The 19,141-nt window shown below is 45.7% G+C and carries 15 protein-coding genes; 2 read left to right on the forward strand and 13 right to left on the reverse strand.

Annotated features, from left to right (window positions below; translation table 11 throughout):
• The first annotated feature begins 43 nt into the window (after positions 1-43).
• Positions 44-1,492 carry a cardiolipin synthase gene (gene cls, locus L6H98_RS27595; RefSeq protein ID WP_236420910.1) on the forward strand — a complete coding sequence of 483 codons (1,449 nt, stop codon included), beginning with the start codon at positions 44-46 and terminating at the stop codon, positions 1,490-1,492.
• Positions 1,493-1,620: 128 nt separating this feature from the next.
• On the opposite strand, the gene L6H98_RS27600 is transcribed toward cls, so the two are convergent.
• The 9 genes from L6H98_RS27600 to rfbH form a co-directional block, all read right to left on the reverse strand.
• Complete coding sequence (locus tag L6H98_RS27600) at positions 1,621-2,484, reverse strand: YitT family protein (protein WP_236420948.1); 864 nt, start codon at positions 2,482-2,484, stop codon at positions 1,621-1,623.
• 327 nt (positions 2,485-2,811) lie between these two features.
• A protein-coding gene (gene prfB, locus L6H98_RS27605; protein WP_236420911.1) for a peptide chain release factor 2 occupies positions 2,812-3,925 on the reverse strand; the annotation gives its coding sequence in 2 pieces (ribosomal slippage) (positions 2,812-3,852 and positions 3,854-3,925; 1,113 coding nt in all).
• Between the two features lie 111 nt (positions 3,926-4,036).
• Positions 4,037-6,541, reverse strand: a complete 2,505-nt coding sequence (secA, locus tag L6H98_RS27610; RefSeq protein WP_236420912.1) for a preprotein translocase subunit SecA — start codon at positions 6,539-6,541, stop codon at positions 4,037-4,039.
• A gap of 739 nt (positions 6,542-7,280) precedes the next feature.
• Entirely contained in the window at positions 7,281-7,841 is a 561-nt protein-coding gene (raiA, locus tag L6H98_RS27615) for a ribosome-associated translation inhibitor RaiA (protein WP_236420913.1), read from the reverse strand.
• A 397-nt stretch (positions 7,842-8,238) separates the two neighbouring features.
• On the reverse strand, positions 8,239-8,436 hold the full coding sequence (locus L6H98_RS27620; protein ID WP_024631599.1) for a cold shock domain-containing protein: 198 nt from the start codon (positions 8,434-8,436) through the stop codon (positions 8,239-8,241).
• A gap of 239 nt (positions 8,437-8,675) precedes the next feature.
• Complete coding sequence (locus tag L6H98_RS27625) at positions 8,676-9,572, reverse strand: NAD-dependent epimerase/dehydratase family protein (protein WP_236420914.1); 897 nt, start codon at positions 9,570-9,572, stop codon at positions 8,676-8,678.
• A 15-nt stretch (positions 9,573-9,587) separates the two neighbouring features.
• The gene (rfbG, locus tag L6H98_RS27630; protein ID WP_236420915.1) at positions 9,588-10,661 is read right to left on the reverse strand and encodes a CDP-glucose 4,6-dehydratase; all 1,074 of its coding nucleotides are present in this window, start codon (positions 10,659-10,661) and stop codon (positions 9,588-9,590) included.
• Complete coding sequence (gene rfbF / locus L6H98_RS27635) at positions 10,661-11,458, reverse strand: glucose-1-phosphate cytidylyltransferase (RefSeq protein WP_236420916.1); 798 nt, start codon at positions 11,456-11,458, stop codon at positions 10,661-10,663. The genes rfbG and rfbF overlap by 1 nt, the downstream gene beginning before the upstream one ends.
• A 16-nt stretch (positions 11,459-11,474) precedes the next feature.
• On the reverse strand, positions 11,475-13,040 hold the full coding sequence (gene rfbH, locus L6H98_RS27640) for a lipopolysaccharide biosynthesis protein RfbH (RefSeq protein WP_236420917.1): 1,566 nt from the start codon (positions 13,038-13,040) through the stop codon (positions 11,475-11,477).
• A gap of 229 nt (positions 13,041-13,269) precedes the next feature.
• Here rfbH and L6H98_RS27645 point away from each other — a divergent pair, with 229 nt between their 5' ends.
• Positions 13,270-15,141 carry a glycosyltransferase gene (locus L6H98_RS27645; protein WP_236420918.1) on the forward strand — a complete coding sequence of 624 codons (1,872 nt, stop codon included), beginning with the start codon at positions 13,270-13,272 and terminating at the stop codon, positions 15,139-15,141.
• A 140-nt stretch (positions 15,142-15,281) separates the two neighbouring features.
• On the opposite strand, the gene pseC is transcribed toward L6H98_RS27645, so the two are convergent.
• From pseC to L6H98_RS27665, 4 genes are read right to left on the reverse strand one after another with little or no spacing between them, the layout of a single operon-like run.
• On the reverse strand, positions 15,282-16,484 hold the full coding sequence (pseC, locus tag L6H98_RS27650; protein WP_236420919.1) for a UDP-4-amino-4,6-dideoxy-N-acetyl-beta-L-altrosamine transaminase: 1,203 nt from the start codon (positions 16,482-16,484) through the stop codon (positions 15,282-15,284).
• Between the two features lie 11 nt (positions 16,485-16,495).
• Complete coding sequence (locus L6H98_RS27655; protein WP_236420920.1) at positions 16,496-17,449, reverse strand: GDP-mannose 4,6-dehydratase; 954 nt, start codon at positions 17,447-17,449, stop codon at positions 16,496-16,498.
• A gap of 34 nt (positions 17,450-17,483) precedes the next feature.
• Positions 17,484-18,536, reverse strand: coding sequence for a pseudaminic acid synthase (pseI, locus tag L6H98_RS27660; RefSeq protein ID WP_236420921.1), 1,053 nt, complete (start codon positions 18,534-18,536; stop codon positions 17,484-17,486).
• Positions 18,533-19,141: a formyltransferase family protein gene (locus tag L6H98_RS27665; RefSeq protein WP_236420922.1), complete on the reverse strand. Its 609-nt coding sequence runs from the start codon at positions 19,139-19,141 to the stop codon at positions 18,533-18,535. Before L6H98_RS27665 ends, pseI begins: the two co-directional genes overlap by 4 nt.

The raw sequence follows: 19,141 nt of genomic DNA on the forward strand, positions 1-19,141 counted from the left end.
GATTTATATAGATGACATCTATTTTGAATCACGGAGGGCTACAGTGCACATCGAATCCATCTTGCTTATCGTACTTCTGGGCCTGAACATCATTTTTGCAGCAGCCGTCGTCTTCTTCGAACGGAAGGATGCCAGCGCATCCTGGGCTTGGCTGCTCGTCCTCAACTTTATTCCAGTGCTCGGATTCGTACTATATTTATTAACTGGCCAGAATCTGACCCGTTACAGGCTGTTCCAGTGGAAAGAACGCAAAAAGCTCGGTTTGGAGGAACGCATCTCCGCCCAGCTGGAGCAGCTGAAAGACCACCGAGGGCCTTTCCTCAACACGGCCACCGAAAGCCATCAGGACATGATCTACATGAACCTGAAGCAGAACGGCGCGCTCCTGACGGAGGACAATGACGTCGAAATCATTACGGACGGCATGGATAAGTTCCAACGTTTGCTGAGCGATATCGAGGCGGCCCAAGACCATGTCCACGTGCAATATTACATCTATAGAGGCGACCGCCTGGGCAAAAAAATCCGCGATGCCCTCATCCGCAAAGCGAGGCAAGGCATTAAGGTCCGAGTCCTGTACGACGCGCTTGGCTCGCGCAGGGTCTCAAACCGTTTTTTCAAAGAGCTCCGCGAAGCGGGAGGTTTGGTGGAAGTCTTTTTCCCATCCAAATTCAGCCTCATCAACCTGCGCATGAACTATCGCAATCATCGTAAAATCGTCATCATTGACGGCAATCTCGGATACACGGGCGGGTTCAATGTCGGCGACGAATATTTGGGGTTAAACTCCAAATTCGGCTATTGGCGCGACACACACCTGCGCATTCAGGGGAATGCCGTTCACGCGCTCCAGACCCGGTTCCTGCTCGATTGGAACGAAGCATCCAAACAGCATGACACGCCTTACGTGCCCGAACATTTCCCGAAAATCCAGGGTACGGGATCCACGGCCATGCAAATTGTGTCCAGCGGTCCTGATGCCGAGATCGAGCACATTAAGAACAGTTACCTGAAAATGATTAACGGGGCCAAACAATCCATCATGATCCAGACGCCGTATTTCATTCCGGACGCGAGCGTGTTCGAATCCATTCGCCTTGCCTGCCTGTCGGGCATTGACGTGCGGATCTTGATCCCGAACAAGCCCGACCACGCCTTTGTATATTGGGCCACGTTATCCTACATCGGCGAGCTGCTCAAAGTGGGGGCCAAAGCATTCGTTTACGACAACGGCTTCATCCATGCCAAAACGCTCATCATTGACCGCATGGTCGCATCCGTGGGAACGGCGAACATCGACTATCGCAGCTTCCGCCTGAACTTTGAGGTCAATGCCTTCATGTACGATGAAGGCATCGCCTCCAAACTGGCGAACACGTTCGAACACGATCTGAAAGTATCCCGGGAAATGACGATGGACGAATACAATCGGCGCAGCATCGTCATTCGCTTTAAAGAAGCCATCTCGCGGCTGCTCTCTCCGATTCTGTAAAATGCAAAAAGCAGGGAATCCCAGTCTGATGAACTGGAGGATTTCCTGCTTTTCTTTGAATATCACATTGTCCTGTTCGAGCAACCGATATCGTATTTTTTTGACTGAGTACACTCTGCCTGTGACGATTAAACATGCTCCCGTTTGAAACCTTCGCCAAGCACCTCATGCGCATTGCTGATAATGACAAAAGCCCCCGGGTCCACGGACCTGATCAACGCTTTAAGTCTCGGCACCTCGCTCTGTCCAACCACGACCATCAGCACCGTCCGCTGGTTATCCGTATAACCTCCCCGTGCTTCCAGCTTGGTCAAGCCACGATCCAGATCGGCGAGAATAATCTGTGTGATCGGTTCGATCTCGTTAGAGATGATGTATGCGACCTTGGAGCTGCCAAAACCCATTTCGACGCCATCAATCACTTTGCCGGTAATATACAGACCGATGAGGGCATAGAGCGACTGTTCCAGCGACAGCACAAAGCCCGCCAAAATGATCACCGTTGCATCCATGATTACGACGCAAATCGAATAACTGAGTCCGCTGTATTTCTGCACGATGCGAGCCATGATGCTCATGCCGCCCGTCGATCCCCGGCCGCGGTATACGATCCCGATTCCCAGTCCCGCGCCGATCCCCCCGTATAATGAACCGAGCAGCGGATTCATCGTTGGCACCGCCCAATCCTTCGTCAAATACACGAAGAGCGGCAGTACGATGCTGCCGAGCACGGAACGGACGCCATACTGTTTGCCGATCAGCACGAACCCCGCGATCAGGAGCGGGATGTTCAGCGCCCACTGGGTGTACGCCGGTTCCAGGCCAAGCCACTCTTTCCCCAGAATGGAGATGCCCGACACGCCGCCCGAAGCGATCTGGTTCGGCAGTAAAAACAGATTGAAGGCCACGGCGATCAAAAACGATCCCACGATAATCAAGGCCGTATCCATAGCGGTCCGCCAGGGGCCGTTCAAGGGAATAAAGTTCGTCATTCTTTTCTTGCGGTTGTACTGCAAATGCGGTTGTTCCTGCATGTCATCTTGCTCTCCTTTTGTTGTCCATAGTGCTATATATGCCATCCCGCCGATACGGGGAATACCCATGATGTTTAGAGGTTTGTATTCAAGTTATATAAACCGCAATAATCATTCACATTAGGCCACTGCGTGCGCTGTACCATCTTCCGATCGCTGTTATCCCCAGATTTTTTGGATTCCCCTTTCTGAAGGGGAACATCCGGCTGCATCGTGCGCGCACAAAAAAAGCTCCTGCATAGACCAGCATACGCCTACACGTATCCAGTCCATACAGGAACTCGATTAATCGGTTTCCACTTTAATTTGGCTGCGCAAATAACCATCGATGAATGCATCGAGGTCGCCGTCCATTACCGCTCCGGTATTTCCCGTTTCCACAGAAGTACGGTGATCCTTTACCATACTATAGGGATGGAACACGTAGGAGCGAATCTGGCTTCCCCATGCAATATCCGACTGTTCCCCTCGGATTTCATCCAGCTCTTTTTGCTGCTCTTCAATTTTACGCTCATACAGCTTCGAACGGAGCATCGTCATGGCCCGCTCGCGGTTTTTGATCTGTGAACGCTCGTTCTGGCACGTTACAACGACGCCTGTCGGGATATGCGTAATCCGTACTGCCGAGTCCGTCGTATTGATGTGCTGTCCACCCGCGCCGCTCGCGCGGTAGGTATCGATCTTGAGATCTTCCGTCCGGATGTCGATCTCGACCGTATCATCGATCTCTGGCACGACGTCGCAGGATACGAAGGAAGTATGGCGACGGCCGGAGGAGTCGAACGGCGAGATGCGCACCAAACGATGCACGCCTTTCTCCGCTTTCAGATATCCGTAGGCATTGTGCCCCTTGATCGAAAGCGTAACGCTCTTGATGCCTGCCTCGTCACCCGGCAAATAATCGAGCACTTCGACCTTGAAACCGCGTTTCTCGGCCCACCGCGTATACATTCTCAGCAGCATCTGGCCCCAGTCCTGAGACTCGGTACCGCCGGCACCCGGATGCAGCTCCAATATGGCGTTCATTTTGTCGTATGGCTGGTTCAGCAGCAGTTGGAGCTCGAATTGTTCCAGCTTTTCCACAATGGCGGCTACGCTGCCGCTTACCTCGGCCGCGAGATCATCGTCGCCCTCTTCTTCAGCCAGCTCGACCATCATGGCCGCATCATCATAATCCTGCTGCAGCTTGTTGTATTGGTCTACCGAACCCTTGACCGCATTCATTTCGGCGATGACGGATTGCGCTTTTTCATTATCGTCCCAGAAATCGGGCGCAGACATTTTCTCTTCGAAGTTCTCAATCATTTCCTTTTTGAGATCTAAGTCAAAGAGACCCCCTAAGGTTTGTTAGTTTCTTGCTGATTTCACGCAGGTCATGCTTTACGCTTGGATCAATCATGTGCAATTCCTCTTTTCATTAAAGTAAGCTCCCGGCAACCGAGGAACCCATAGGTTATCCTATGAAATCCCCGGCTGCAAGGAGCCATGTGTCCTGACTATATATTATTTCCTATTCTTGGCCATGGCAATGTTTGTACTTTTTGCCGCTGCCGCATGGGCACAGATCGTTGCGTCCCACTTGATCGGCTACGCGCACCGGGCGTTTCTCGGCTGGCTCGCCGCTGGTAGAGATTTTGCTCTCGTCCACGACTGCCTGACGCTCCTGATTGCTCTCGATTTGCGCCCGCATTACGTATGTGGCCACTTCTTCCTGGATCGAAGCGATCATCTGATGGAACATTTCGAAACCTTCGAATTGGTACTCGCGCAGCGGATCGGTACCGCCATACGCACGCAAGTGAATCCCTTGGCGAAGCTGATCCATCGCATCGATGTGGTCCATCCATTTGCTGTCGACCGCACGAAGCACAACCACTTTTTCGAACTCGCGTACCATTTCAGGTCCGATTCGTTCTTCACGGGCGTTGTATTTCTTCTCTACTTTGTCGAAGAGATACTCGACGATCTCTTCCGCTTCTTTGCCCCACAGATCATCCTTGGTCACGGCGCCGTCATCCAGCAATTTGCTGTTCATGTAGTCGGCCACTTCCTGCAGCTCCCAGTTCTCCGGAATTTCGTCGCTGCAGTGCGCTTCGACAATACGCTCGATGGACGGTTTGATCATATCCATGACGATTTGTTTGATATTGTCGGATTCGAGCACCTCGCGGCGCTGTTTGTAAATGATCTCACGCTGCTGGTTCATGACGTCATCGTACTGGAGAACGACTTTGCGGACGTCGAAGTTGTTGCCTTCAACGCGCTTCTGCGCCGACTCTACCGCACGGGTAATCATGCGGCTTTCGATCGGCTGGTCTTCGTCAAAGCCCAGGCGCTCCATCATGTTCAGTACGTTGTCTGCGCCAAAACGCTTCATCAGTTCGTCGCCCATCGACAGATAGAACTGCGTGGAACCAGGGTCGCCCTGACGTCCCGCGCGTCCGCGAAGCTGATTATCGATCCGGCGCGATTCGTGGCGTTCCGTACCGATGATATGAAGGCCCCCGAGCTCGGCCACGCCTTCGCCCAGGATGATGTCCGTCCCCCGTCCGGCCATGTTGGTCGCGATCGTTACCGCGCCCGCCTGGCCCGCGCCGGAGATGATTTCGGCCTCTTCCGCATGGTACTTGGCGTTCAATACCTGGTGACGCACGCCGCGGCGTTTCAGCATGTCCGAGATGCGCTCGGAGTTCTCGATGGACACCGTACCGACGAGAACCGGCTGTTTTTTCGCATGGCGTTCCACGATCTCTTCCACCACGGCTTTGAATTTGCCGTCAACGCTTTTGTAGACGACGTCGGCGTTGTCGATCCGTTTGTTCGGACGGTTCGTCGGAATTTGCAATACTTCAAGCCCGTAAATCTTCTTGAACTCTTCTTCTTCCGTTTTGGCCGTACCCGTCATACCCGCCAGCTTGCGGTACATCCGGAAATAGTTCTGGAACGTAATCGTTGCAAGCGTCATGCTCTCGTTCTGTACCTCGATGCCCTCTTTGGCCTCGATCGCTTGGTGCAGGCCATCGCTGTAGCGGCGTCCGGACATCAGGCGGCCCGTGAACTCGTCAACGATCATGACTTCCTCGTCGCTTACCACATAGTCTACGTCCCTGCGCATGATGACATTGGCTTTCAGCGCCTGCACGATATGGTGGTTCAGTGTTACGTTGGCATGGTCGTACAGGTTTTCAATGCCGAACGCTTTCTCGGATTTTGCAACACCCGCTTCGGTCAAAGCTACGGATTTCACCTTGATATCTACGGTAAAATCCTCTTCCGGCGTCAGACGTTTCACGAAACGGTCCGCTGCGTAATACAGGTCGGTCGACTTCTGGGCTTGTCCGGAGATAATCAGCGGCGTACGCGCTTCGTCGATCAGGATGGAGTCCACTTCGTCAATGATACAGAAGAACAATGGACGTTGTACCATTTGTTCTTTGTAGAGCACCATGTTATCGCGCAAATAGTCGAAACCGAATTCGTTGTTCGTTCCGTACGTAATATCGCAAGCATATGCGTGCTGCTTAAGAGCATGGTCCATGCCGCTCAGGTTGACCCCGACGGTCATGCCCAGGAATTCGTAAATTTGTCCCATTTCGGCACTGTCGCGTTGAGCCAGATAATCGTTGACCGTCACGACGTGCGCGCCCTTGGATTCCAGTGCATTCAAATACACCGGCAGCGTTCCTACCAGCGTTTTACCTTCACCCGTTTTCATCTCGGCAATCCGGCCTTCGTGCAGCGCAATACCGCCAAGCATCTGTACGTCATAGTGGCGTTTGCCGAGCACACGGCGAGATGCCTCACGCACGGTAGCAAATGCTTCCGGCAGAAGCTCATCCGTCGTTTCTCCCTTTTCGATCCGGGCACGGAATTCCTCTGTTTTCCCCTTCAGCTGCTCATCGGAGAGAGCCTGAAATTCCGGTTCCATTTTATTAATGACGTCGACCGTCTTCATCAGACGTTTAACATCGCGTTCATTCATGTCTCCGAAGATCTTTTTGACAAGTCCTAGCATGGTATACCCCTTTCGTGCAAAACAGAATAGCCCCCCTGTTGCCGCACAGCGGCATCTTCGGATGATATCATCCACTTGCCCGGGGGTGACAATGTAATACAAATACTATGAGATGAATCAACTCCAGGCTTGCAAGGGTCCCTCATGAAGCCGATTCGGTATTCAACCGGACCCGGGCCCATCCAAAATGAATCCGGAATCCAAGCCGGACGAATCATGTTCATGGTGCTGTGCCTGTCATTGATAATGATTGGTGATCATTCGTTGACAATTCCCCATCAGGACAATGATTCTCTTTCATAAATTGTAACAGTTTGTAAGAGACGCCGCAACACGGCACAGCCGACTTCTTTGATCTTTCGCCGCTCCTTTGGGTGGAGAATAGTGCAAAAAATCATAGCCGTTAGCCGAAGCGTTCGCCTTCATAAGCGCATTCACATCAAAACGTCCTCCGTATGAGGAATTTTGCAGGAAAACTGGATCAAATTAGGTATGCTACTCGCAAACCTGAGATAATATCCTATCCATGTATTAGACGCAGCAGCATAGGGAATAGTTTCACTAAACGGCATCCGAAACTTTTTCCACTCCTCCTAGGAAAATCCAAAACCAAAAGAGCCCCATCCCGATTGGATGTAGGCTCTTGTTATATCGGATCCAGGAATCAAAGATTCCCCATGTTCAAGTACGTATTAAATTAAGTATTCATTTCATACCGCAAGCGTTTGAAACAAGCCCATTATCCTTGCTCGATCAAACCGTATTTTCCATCATTCCGTTTGTACACGACACTAACCTCTTCATTCTCAATGTTGGAGAAAACAAAGAAATTGTGGCCGACCATGTTCATCTGCAGAATGGCTTCTTCCACATCCATCGGCTTCAGCATGAAACGCTTCGTCCGGACCACTTCCAGATCGTCGTCCACTTCGGCATCCAGCTCGGCTGTAGCCGCGGTTCCGGTGGGATCCTCCACAAAGAAGTTTTTCAGGCCGCTGTCCTGGCGGAACTTGCGGTTCAATTTCGTTTTATGTTTGCGAATCTGACGTTCCAGCTTGTCAATGACAGCGTCAATGGAAGCGTACATGTCATCGCTCTTGTCTTCGGCGCGGAGCACCAGACCTTTCAAAGGAATCGTTACTTCCACCGCATGCAAACCTCTGGTCGTACTTAAAGTAACCGTACCGTCAGAGTTAAGGGGTGCATCGAAATACTTCTCGAGTCTGCTCAATTTTTTGTCGACGTAATCTCTCAAAGCATCGGTAACCTCGATTTGTTGACCTCGAATACTTAAATTCATAGGGCACTCCTCCTTTTCCTTTGCTCCTTCATTATACCACGAATGTAAGCGCCATGTAAAAACTCCGGGTGTCCGAATAATGACATCTGCACGAGCCAGTTCTTCCAGCATAGGCCAATCGCCATATTTCGCGATTTCTCGCCATTTTTAGGCGTTATCCTTGATATATAAAGATTTTTTTGAAACGGCGCTTGAGTATGTAAATTAACCGTTTTTTCGCTGTACCAATCGCTGTGGCACAAAGAGAAGGCCAATCTATGATCGCAAGCTCTCGCTGATTCGTGCGACTTCCGTTGACAACAAAAAAAGACCCTGGCCTGTGCCAGAGTCCTACGCTAGCGTTAATTCAATTCGGTAACCATCAAACCATGTATGTAGGTCGGAATCGCCCGGATGATTATAATTTGATTACGTTAGCTGCTTGCGGTCCACGCGCGCCTTCGACGATGTCGAATTCAACGGATTGACCTTCTTCCAAAGTTTTGAAGCCTTCGGATTGAATTGCGGAGAAGTGTACGAATACGTCGCCGCCGTCTTCAGTTTCGATGAAACCGTAACCTTTTTCTGCGTTGAACCATTTTACTTTACCTTGCATGCACTAACATTCCCTTCGTCATCAAATGAAGTGAAGCCTCAGCTCGAAAACCTAGCTCACAACTCAGACTATACCATCCAAACTTATCCATTGTCAATTGGTAATGCAAATGTTTTTTTGTAATAAAATGTAATGGATATGTGGACTTCTGTCGAAACATTGCATTGAACTGCACACTCAATGAAGAATAACCCACAATTTAGGAAAGCGAAACAATATTCGATAATTTCTTAAAAGTGTTAGTATTTTGGTTCTTCGATCAAACTCTCTATGATCGCTGAAATCCCCGCAAAGAGGTCCGTATCTGCCTTCCAACCTAATGCAAGCAATTCTTTATGATTCGCATAAGAGTCCATGATTTCGCCTTCGCGGTATGATAATGAACCGAAATCCAGAGTTGTCGATGAAACGGTAAGCCGATGCGCCAACTCCACAAACTCTCGAATGGAGGTACTAAACCCCCTACCAATCTCAAATTCTGTTGTATCTGACAAAGTGTCCAAATGATCGAGCACGGTTGTATACGCCTTCGCCACATCTTTCACGTAGACAAAATCCCTTTTTTGTTCTCCCGGCGTGAGCTGTAACGATGCCTCCTGAAGCAACGCCCGAATCGTAGCGCTTATAAACTTATTCTTCTGATCCTTCGGGCCGTACACATGCTCCAATCTCATATTTACGTATTTTATCGGATGAGAGGCTGCATATGCCTTCGCCATACCATCCATGAACTTTTTACTCTTGCTATAACTATCCAAGTAGGTATATGAACGATGTTGTTCTTTAGCAAAAAAAGTATCCGTATTTATAAATGCTGTAGCTTGATATTTGGACCCTAATTCAAGTAATCGAATGGGATATTGGATATTGGCCTCTAATTGTTCACTTAATAGTTGATTGCGGCCATAAGAGGTAGCCGTATGAATAATAGTTTCAAAATGCTTGGTTTGAAAAATAGATTCCAAATCATCATGATCCATATTATACACTTGTTCTACCTCATGTAGTCTAGTACGGACTCTGTAGAGATCGGATGAGCCTCTTGTTATAATAGAGACCTTATGTCCCTGATCCAGCAACGCTTCGAGCACATGGCTTCCTACAAATCCTGTAGCTCCCGTTAAGAGTATTTCCATATTACGCGTCCACCTTTAGCGACTCTGTGTATATTCTTCAATTTGTCTCAGACAGACAGTTTTCATCCGTTCATTGCGCTCATATGCCAAAGTCCATTCGATAATCTTATCTATTGCCTGCTCCAAATTCCAACGCGGGCGCCACTCTAGGTATGCCTTAGCTTTTGAACAGTCCAATTTTAATTGGTGAGCCTCATGTAATGTTGTCTCTGGTTGAATTACATATTTTGACGGTTCTCTCCACTTGCTGCAGAAGGATCTCACAATCCATTCAACGGTCTGCACATCCGCATCATCAGGGCCAAAATTCCATGCTTCCGCGACCGCTTCTCCCCTATACAACCGCTCTGCCAGCTCTATATAGCCGCTAAGCGGTTCTAATACATGCTGCCACGGGCGTATTGATTGGGGATTGCGAATTATAATATCAGTTCCCTTCAGCAAAGATCTGATAATATCAGGCACGAGACGATCTTCGGCCCAATCGCCTCCACCGATGACATTGCCAGCTCTCGCTGAAGCCAATGCAATCTCTGATCCTTTCCCGCCCTTATTAAAAAAAGAATTGCGGTATGCTGAGGTGATTAATTCAGAACATGCTTTACTGCTTGAATATGGGTCATATCCTCCTAATGGCTCATCTTCGCGATACCCCCACACCCACTCTTTATTTTCATAACATTTATCTGTCGTGACATTAACAACAGCCTTTACCGTACTACTTTCTCGACTCGCCTCATACAAATGCACTGTCCCCATCACATTCGTCATGTACGTATCCACAGGATTACGGTATGATTCCCTAACTAACGGCTGAGCTGCCAAATGAAATACGATCTCCGGCTCCGCCTCCAGCATGGATTTCGTAAAATGGGCACCGTCTCTAATATCACCACTAATGCTCCGCTCAAGCGTACTCTCGATCTCTGCCACATGAAACAAACTATGGTTATCAAGAGGGGAGAGAGCATAACCGGTCACCCTCGCTCCTAATGAAGATAACCAAAGACTAAGCCAGGAGCCCTTAAATCCGGTATGGCCTGTAATAAAAACCTTTTTCCCGTTCCAAAATGGATGATGCTCCGCCATCACTTTACCATTCCCATCTTATTGGATTCCCATATTTTCCAAGGCGCACCTGTTCTCCACAGTTCTTCTAAGTAATTTTTATCGCGCAAAGTATCCATCGGATGCCAAAACCCATCATGCTTATAGCCGACCAGTTCACCATCCCGTGCAAGCTGCTCAAGCGGCTCCTTCTCAAAAAAAGTATCGTCTCCATCAATATAATCGAATACCTCGGGCTGTAGGACAAAGAAACCAGCGTTAATCCAAGAACCGTCACCAGCAGGCTTCTCCTGAAATCCCCTTACCTCATTGTTTCCATCAATATCAAGGGCTCCGAAGCGTCCGCTAGGTTGGACTGTTGTCACCGTAGCCAATCGCCCGCGCATCTTATGCTGCTCTACCAGTTCAGCAATATTTACATTAGAGACACCATCTCCATAAGTCAGCATAAAAGGTTCGTTCCCAATATACTTTTGTATTCTTTTGACCCGTCCACCTGTCATCGTATCTATGCCTGTATTAGCCAAAGTTACCTTCCAGGGCTCAGCTGTGTGAGTGTGTGTAACCAATTGACTATTATTTTTAAAATCAAAGGTAACGTCGGATTCATGCAAAAAGTAATGCGCAAAATACTCTTTAATATAGTAGCCTTTATATCCCAGACATATGACAAAATCATTATATCCATAGTAGGAATAATGCTTCATTATATGCCATAAAATTGGTCTTTCCCCGATCTCAATCATGGGCTTCGGTTTAAGATGAGATTCCTCGCTAATTCGAGTACCGTATCCTCCAGCCAAAATGACTACCTTCATATTTAATCCTCCGAATCTATTTTTTCTCCAGTACAAACCCCCGAATGGTGTTTATCATGTAGTCTATCTTTTCTTCTGTCAGTCCTGGATAGACTCCTATCAGAAATGTATCGTGCATGATTTTATCTGTATTCGTTAGGCCCCCACTAACTCGGTAATTGACTTGTTGAAATGCTGGCTGACGTGTGAGGTTGCCTGCAAACAGCATTCGCGTCTGAATACGATGAGCTTCTAAATGAGCCACAATTTCATTTTTGGTAAACTTCACACCATCACGGACCGTTAATATAAATCCAAACCAACTTGGGTCCGAATCTCTCGTAGCTCTTGGAAGGATAAAGAATTCTTCCAGATCCTTGAGTCCTTCCAAAAGGCGATTAAAGTTATTTTTGCGAGCTTGAGTAAACCGTGGAACCTTTTTCAGCTGCTCCACCCCGATCGCCGCCTGCATCTCAGTTACTCGAAGATTATAACCAATATGCGAATATGTGTATTTATGATCATACCCGTAAGGTAACGAACCTAGCTCCCATCCGAAGCGTTTATTGCAGGTATTGTCACAGCCGGAAGGGCACCAGCAATCTCTTCCCCAATCTCTGAACGACTCAACAATGGACTTTAACAGCGCATTATTCGTATATACCGCTCCACCCTCTCCCATCGTCATATGATGAGGTGGATAAAAGCTGGACGTGCCAATATGTCCATGAGTTCCTGTCAATTTACCTTTAAAAGTGGACCCGAGAGCATCACAGTTATCTTCAATAACCCATAAATTATACTTGGAGGCAATCTCCATCACTTGGTCAAGCTCGAAGGGGTTCCCCATCGTATGAGCTATCATGATCGCCTTCGTCTTAGGAGTAATCGCAGCCTCAATCCGATCAACCAAAATATTATAGGTGCCTAAATCTACATCTACAAATACTGGAACTGCACCATTCTGAACAATAGGGGTTACTGTCGTTGGAAACCCTGCCGCTACCGTAATCACCTCATCTCCAGGCTTGATCTGACGATCTTTCAATTTGGGCGAGGTAAGTGCAGAGAAAGCTAATAGATTAGCGGAGGAACCAGAGTTGGTCAGCAGCGCATATCTGACTCCTAGAAATTGGGCATACTCTTGCTCAAATTGTTTATTGTACCGGCCCGCGGTTAACCAAAAATCCAGAGAAGAGTCGACAAGACTTCTCATTTCCCGTTCATCATAGACACGTCCGCCATATGAGACTGAGGATGTATCCGGATCAAAGACTTTGTCCCGGCCAGCATGGAACTGATCGTAAAAGTTTTCTACCTTTAAGAGTATTTCAAGCCTGGTGATCTTTTCGAGATAGGAAGTATCCAGTTCGCCAATCGTCACGAGACTAGCAGGCTTCATTACATCTTTATTCCGAACATCTAGAAACACCGATTGTTCAAATATGGACAAGGTTATTTCAATTATATATTTTTCGTCATATGTGTTTGGAGGATTGAAGGTGAATGGATAGATTTCAATCGTATACTCATTGATTTTAGAAGCAACGACACCATATCCCTCAGTTTCCTTTATAAAAACAATCTTTCCTTGATCAATCATCTGCACACCCCTTACCATCTTAGCCCTCATCCTCGATTTAATTAATGTAGAACGACATAGTCTAATGCAAAACTATGACTGCAATTTACACAAATTTCGAGTATAAGCAAGGACCTATAAATTCAAACCACTAATTAATTTAACGACAAAAACCGTTAAATTAATTAGAGCATATTTTTAATTTGATTAGTCACTTTAAAAAATATATTACACTTAGGAGCACATGCATATGAAAAACACGGAATCACCTGAGCTGGCCAAGCGATTAGAGCAAAAATTAATGGACATCCAAGAACTCATTAACATGGGGCGTGCAGATGACACCTTCCGTGAGTATGACTCGCTTATCGTTGAGGTAGAAAAGAACATTTTAATAATAGATACAAGTCTAGCCGCCACGATTTATAGTTCATTTGCTGATTTTTTGTTCAGAGTATCTGAATACGGATATTTCTATACTATGCTAATTAAAGCCCAGGAGTATGGATACCCATCAGAAGAGATGGAATCCTTCTTGTGGGCTGCATTTATAGAACCAAACATTCCGGAATTTGAAAGAAATTATGCAGAGAATATTCAGTTTCTTCAATCAGACAATAAGCTTCATCTGAAGGCCATCCCTTCATTCCAAGATCTCCCTTACTGGATGCTTCCCACAGGAACAGAGAATGAATTTTATCTATATAACAAAAAGAACAGAAGAATAGAAGAACGGGTTGTCTTATTCGAATATGAAAGTCTACAGAAGCTTCCAACCGTTGATGCCTTAGCTGATTATTTAGTCATGGTCAATTGGAACTGGAGCAACACTTTAACATGTATTCAAGCCATCAAAAATATTAACAAAAAAAGCTATCTGGTCGTGAATGAAATAGGCAAATTTCTCTCTTGCTTACAAGGCCATCTTCTGGATCGTACAGTAATTTCAGATGTGGTAGTTACTGACGATATAAGTCAACTAGACTTTTATTTTTCTGACCCCGGTACAAGGCTGCCAAGAAATATTATTGACCTTACCCGAAACCAAGAATCAGTAGAAAACTATATCGATCAGTGGCATAAATTTAGGCTTTCAAAAGAAAATCGAGATGGCTCACATATTTTATTAAGCATTTGCATTCCAAGCTACAATCGCGGAAACCGTGCTTACGAGAATATCCTGGCATTAATGAAATCGTATTATGATGAAGAAATCGAGTTCGTTTTATCCAACAACGGAACTGAAAATGATACAAAAAGCTCCTATGCTAAAATCAAAGAATTAGAAGATTCGCGGATAAAATATTATGAATTTGAGGAGAACCAAGGGTTTGCGGTAAACTGCTGCAAAGTGTGCGAAATGGCAACTGGGAAATTCATCATGTTGCTTAGTGATGAAGATTTAATCGATCTTCAATCGCTACATCTGATCATGAAGCAGCTTGACGAATCATCTGACACGCTGGCCTTACTGAAACCATCCGTCTCCAATCATTCCCAGTTAACGGATGCCATGAAGGCAGCAGGTTCAGCGGCTTTGGAAGAATTCATGCTCACCTCCAACTATATATCGGGATTTACACTAAACAATAAGTTACTTAAGCAGCACCAAGGTATTGATTATATAAAAAACAACCTGGATAACAAGGTATGTTATTATTACCCACACATGTATTGGGAACTATTACTGGCTCAATATGGAGCCGTGATCAGCACGTCTGTTGTTCTCATTCAAGCAGGTTTAGCAGAAAAAACGAGTTTTTCACAAATGGCACTTGAGAATAGCAAAGTTGAAATTACTCACTATGCTACAATTGAGGGACGGCTGGAGCAACACGAGGGATTCGCGAAAATCATAAAAGAAATGCAAATCTCTCAAGAAAATTTCAACTTTCATAGACTTATGTACCTGAAACTTTGTATAAAAACATTGTTTCTGACCAACTTATCGATTAACGCATACTACAGCAAAACGGATGTAGATACAGCAGAAATATTTAAAAGAGCTTTTCAATTTATGTCTGATCCTGACTTCTATAGACTTTACGTCAGTACTAATGAAGAAGCATGGGCTGCTGATTCCACAAAAATAAAATCTGTTTATGAAAAATTGAATAGATAACTCTTGGAGAAATCAACCTTCCCACCAAGTAAAAAATGAGACCAAGCCTCTGTTGAATCGAAGTCAACAAAGGCTTGGTTTGGTTCTGTCCAGTAGCTGTATAAACCACCAACATAATATTTGTGTTTTACAGAATCAATTTACTCACTTGTAGTAGCGTAAGGTAACTGGATCTCTGATTTATTACTGAGAGCTTTAATTGCACTAATAACATACCAGACGTCATCGTCTGTCATCTTAGGGAATAACGGAAGCGTGATCGCAGTCTCATAATATCTCTCAGCGTTCAGACACAATCCTTTTTGATAACCTAATTTCTCGTAATAAGGTTGCAAATATACTGGAATGTAATGCACATTCACGCCTATGTTGAGACTTCTTAATTTCTCGAAAATTTCCCTCCGACTATGTTTGGAAAATTCGAGAAGGAAACGAACAACATATAGATGCCAGCTGGAATTGGCCTTGGGATGCTGATACGGTAAGATAAGTCCTGGAATACCCGCAAGTTCCCTGTTATAAACCTCAACAATCTCCCTGCGTCTTTGAACAAAACGATCCAGCTTGTCCATCTGGGATACGCCTAATGCTGCCTGAATATCGGTCATCCGATAATTGTAACCCAGCGATTGCATCTCGTAATACCATGGACCGTCGTTTCTGGTCATTTCATCCGGATTACGCGTCATGCCGTGACTCCGGAATTGAATTAACTTTCGATAAAATTCCTCATTATCCGTGACGATTAATCCGCCTTCTCCCGTCGTTACATGTTTAACGGGATGAAAGCTAAACATCGTCATATCCGCCCATGTTCCCACTTTACGACCATCATAATCAGCTCCAAGCGAATGGGCCGCATCTTCGATCACAATAAGCCCATGTTTTCGGGCTATTTCGGAGATTCGGTCCATTTCGGCAGGTTGGCCTGCAAAATCAACAGCGATAATCGCTTTGGTGTTAGGTGTGATTTTTCCTTCCAATTCATTCGGATCTATATTATATGTTTCTAGGTTGATATCACAGAACACCGGGGTTCCGCCTTGATAAAGCACGCAATTGCTGCTTGCCAGAAATGTCAGCGGAGTCGTTATGACTTCGTCACCCACCCCAATTCCGGCCGCAAAACAAGCGCCATGCAGTGCGGCTGTTCCATTGGTGAAGGCCACACCATACTTGGACCCAACATAGTCGGCTACTTTTTGTTCGAAGGCCTGGATCGCAGGCCCTTGCGTCAGAAAATTGCTTCTCAATACATCGATGACGGATTCAATATCCGTTTCATCCAGCCACTGCTGACCATATGGAAGCATACTGGATCTGGGCTGAAATGATTCGCTCATGTATTCCCCTCCTATTGAAGACCACCTTGTGCAATCCACTGTGTTGTGCGGGCAATTCCTTCTTCAAGGGACACCTCAGGTTCCCAGTCAAGCAGTTTTTTCGCCTTTGCTGAATTACAGAGCAGCTTCTCAATTTCGCTTTGGGGATGAATGTGCTCCACATGTTTGATTTTTTTTGGGTCCTTAGCTATGAGTTGAGCCAAGTCATTCACCGAGATATCTCTACCTAATCCTGCATTTACTACCTCACCGTTTACGGCGTCGCTGAATCCCGCGGCCACCACAAAACGGGCACAATCCTCGACATACAGCAAATCGCGCGTCTGCGTACCGGAACCGTAAATGTTCAGCGTTTTACCATCCAGTTCATTTTTGATGAAGATGGCCACTACGCCACCCTCCCCACCCGTTTTCTGAAAAGGACCGTACGTATTGAACGGACGGATGACCACAGTAGGCAAGCCATAAGCATAATAATAGGAGAGAACCATGTTTTCAGCGCCAATCTTGGCTCCCGCGTACGGAGAAGCCGGTTTGGTTGGATGCAGCTCATCGATCCCCTTTTCATCAGCGCAACGATCATATACCATACATGTACTCATAAACACTACTTTGGTGTGATGTTTACGGCATTGTTCAAGGATGTAGAAGGTTCCAACCGTATCATTATTAAAGGTAGTCCGGGGATCGTCAATCGAATCCTGTACATTAATGGAGGCTCCCAAATGATAACAAATCGAGAATTGGTGTTTGTCAAACAAATCGCTCAACAAGTTCTCATCCAGAATGGTCCCTTCGATAAAAGCTTTCAAGTTAGGATGATTCTCAAACTCCGCAATATTCGAAGCGCGACCATTGGACAAGTCATCCAGAATCCATACAGAATGGCCTTCTTCCAATAGACGCTTTGCCACCCAACGTCCAATAAAACCAGCGCCACCCGTTAACAAAATATTATGTGCCATTTTAATTTACCTCCAACTATTGTGCGTTACTTTCTTAACTAATAAAATCCCAATTTAATGGTGTTCCTTTAGGAATATCTCGGTTCACCCTCTTACCAATCAAGAAATCATAGTATTTAGGTGCAAGGCCATAACCCGGTCTAATTATTCTTACATTACTTGAAGAAAGCTGTTCACCAGCTTTAACCTCTTCAGAGGTATAAATCGAACGTCTGAATTTCATGGAATCTTTCTCTGTTTCAGAAGCCCCATAACGAATACCACCTAATGCCTTCCAGGCTCTTTTGGATTCTTGAACCAGTTGTTTCATTTCTTCTGGCTCTAACGAGAAAGCCGAGTCGACTCCTCCATCGGCTCTTGATAGTGTGAAGTGTTTCTCAATCACTGTCGCACCAAACACGATACTTGCAACAGCGGCACCTATTCCCTGTGTGTGATCTGACAACCCTACTTCACAACCAAAAAGATCCCTCATATGAGGTATAGTGGCCAAGTTTGTGTGTTCTGGAGATGCAGGATACGTGCTTGTACATTTTAACAGTATCAACTGTTCGTTTTGCTGTTCCTTCACAGTTTTTACTGTCTCATCCAAATCAGCCACGGAAGCCATACCTGTTGAAATAATAAGGGGTTTACCTAACGCTGCAACCTTTCGGATAAGCGGTAGATCAGTATTTTCAAAGGAAGCTATCTTATAAGCAGGGGCGTTAAGTTTCTCAAGGAAATCCACAGCACTATGATCAAATGGTGAACTGAAGACAATAAGTCCTAACTCCGCGCATCTTTTGAAAATAGCCTCATGCCATTCCCAAGGAGTGTATGCTTCATTATAGAGTTGGTACAGGGACTGACCTTTCCATAAACTATTCTCTTCGTTAATAAAGAAATCCCCACGATCTAAATCCAATGTCATAGTATCAGGAGTATACGTCTGCAATTTAATGGCATCAACTCCGGCTTTTGCTGCTTCTTCTACAATTCGAATGGCTCTATCAAGTGATTTATTATGGTTTCCCGACATCTCGGCTATTATAAAGGGTGGCACCTCTGTTGAAATAAGCCGATTAGATATGGATATTGGTTTCATTTTCCCTCTCCTTGCTTTATATTTGTTCGCTTATTAGCTAAGCCAATTAATTGTTGAATAGGGGTATCCCAACCTTTTATTAAATAATCTTCATAAAGTTTAATGTCCTTCTTATAATGGAAACTGCCTTCTGACTTATTTTGAGGCTTCACCGAGATGCGGTTGATTCGAATATCTTCCCATTTCTCCAAAAAGAGCCTCTCTATTTCATATACTAATTTCGTATAACTCGTCCTCAAAGTATCAGAGGGTTCCAAAGCAACCTCTTTTTGAGCAATAATATCTCCTGTATCTAAACCTTCATCAATATAGTGAATCGTAACGCCTTTTTTTGTTCCTTCGACTATACTCCAGAAATTCGGATCGGCTCCTTTATTCCAGGGAAGATAAGAAATATGCAAGTTTATTATCCTTTTATTGAGCAGATTAATTACGTCCATTGGGATAATATATCGATAACCGAAGCTTACTACAAAATCTTTTCCTTTTAGTATCTCGCTATCTTTATATAACCTGTCTTCATAAAAAGTAAGAGTGTCGTGGTGCTCTTCAAACAGCTTTTTTTCAATAACCTCATTTTTAGGTCCAAGCCACAGTATATCCAT

Source organism: Paenibacillus sp. JJ-223, from assembly GCF_927798175.1.
Classification (GTDB): domain Bacteria; phylum Bacillota; class Bacilli; order Paenibacillales; family Paenibacillaceae; genus Paenibacillus; species Paenibacillus hubeiensis.

Coding starts and splice junctions, on each gene's coding strand:
- L6H98_RS27620 (WP_024631599.1), bottom strand. CDS start 8,436: ATGCAAGGTAAAGTAAAATGGTTCAACGCAGAAAAAGGTTACGGTTTC.
- L6H98_RS27600 (WP_236420948.1), bottom strand. CDS start 2,484: ATGACGAACTTTATTCCCTTGAACGGCCCCTGGCGGACCGCTATGGAT.
- rfbH (WP_236420917.1), bottom strand. CDS start 13,040: ATGATTGATCAAGGAAAGATTGTTTTTATAAAGGAAACTGAGGGATAT.
- L6H98_RS27645 (WP_236420918.1), top strand. CDS start 13,270: ATGAAAAACACGGAATCACCTGAGCTGGCCAAGCGATTAGAGCAAAAA.
- L6H98_RS27655 (WP_236420920.1), bottom strand. CDS start 17,449: ATGGCACATAATATTTTGTTAACGGGTGGCGCTGGTTTTATTGGACGT.
- L6H98_RS27625 (WP_236420914.1), bottom strand. CDS start 9,572: ATGGAAATACTCTTAACGGGAGCTACAGGATTTGTAGGAAGCCATGTG.
- raiA (WP_236420913.1), bottom strand. CDS start 7,841: ATGAATTTAAGTATTCGAGGTCAACAAATCGAGGTTACCGATGCTTTG.
- pseI (WP_236420921.1), bottom strand. CDS start 18,536: ATGAAACCAATATCCATATCTAATCGGCTTATTTCAACAGAGGTGCCA.
- secA (WP_236420912.1), bottom strand. CDS start 6,541: ATGCTAGGACTTGTCAAAAAGATCTTCGGAGACATGAATGAACGCGAT.
- rfbG (WP_236420915.1), bottom strand. CDS start 10,661: ATGGCGGAGCATCATCCATTTTGGAACGGGAAAAAGGTTTTTATTACA.
- pseC (WP_236420919.1), bottom strand. CDS start 16,484: ATGAGCGAATCATTTCAGCCCAGATCCAGTATGCTTCCATATGGTCAG.
- L6H98_RS27665 (WP_236420922.1), bottom strand. CDS start 19,141: ATGGATATACTGTGGCTTGGACCTAAAAATGAGGTTATTGAAAAAAAG.
- rfbF (WP_236420916.1), bottom strand. CDS start 11,458: ATGAAGGTAGTCATTTTGGCTGGAGGATACGGTACTCGAATTAGCGAG.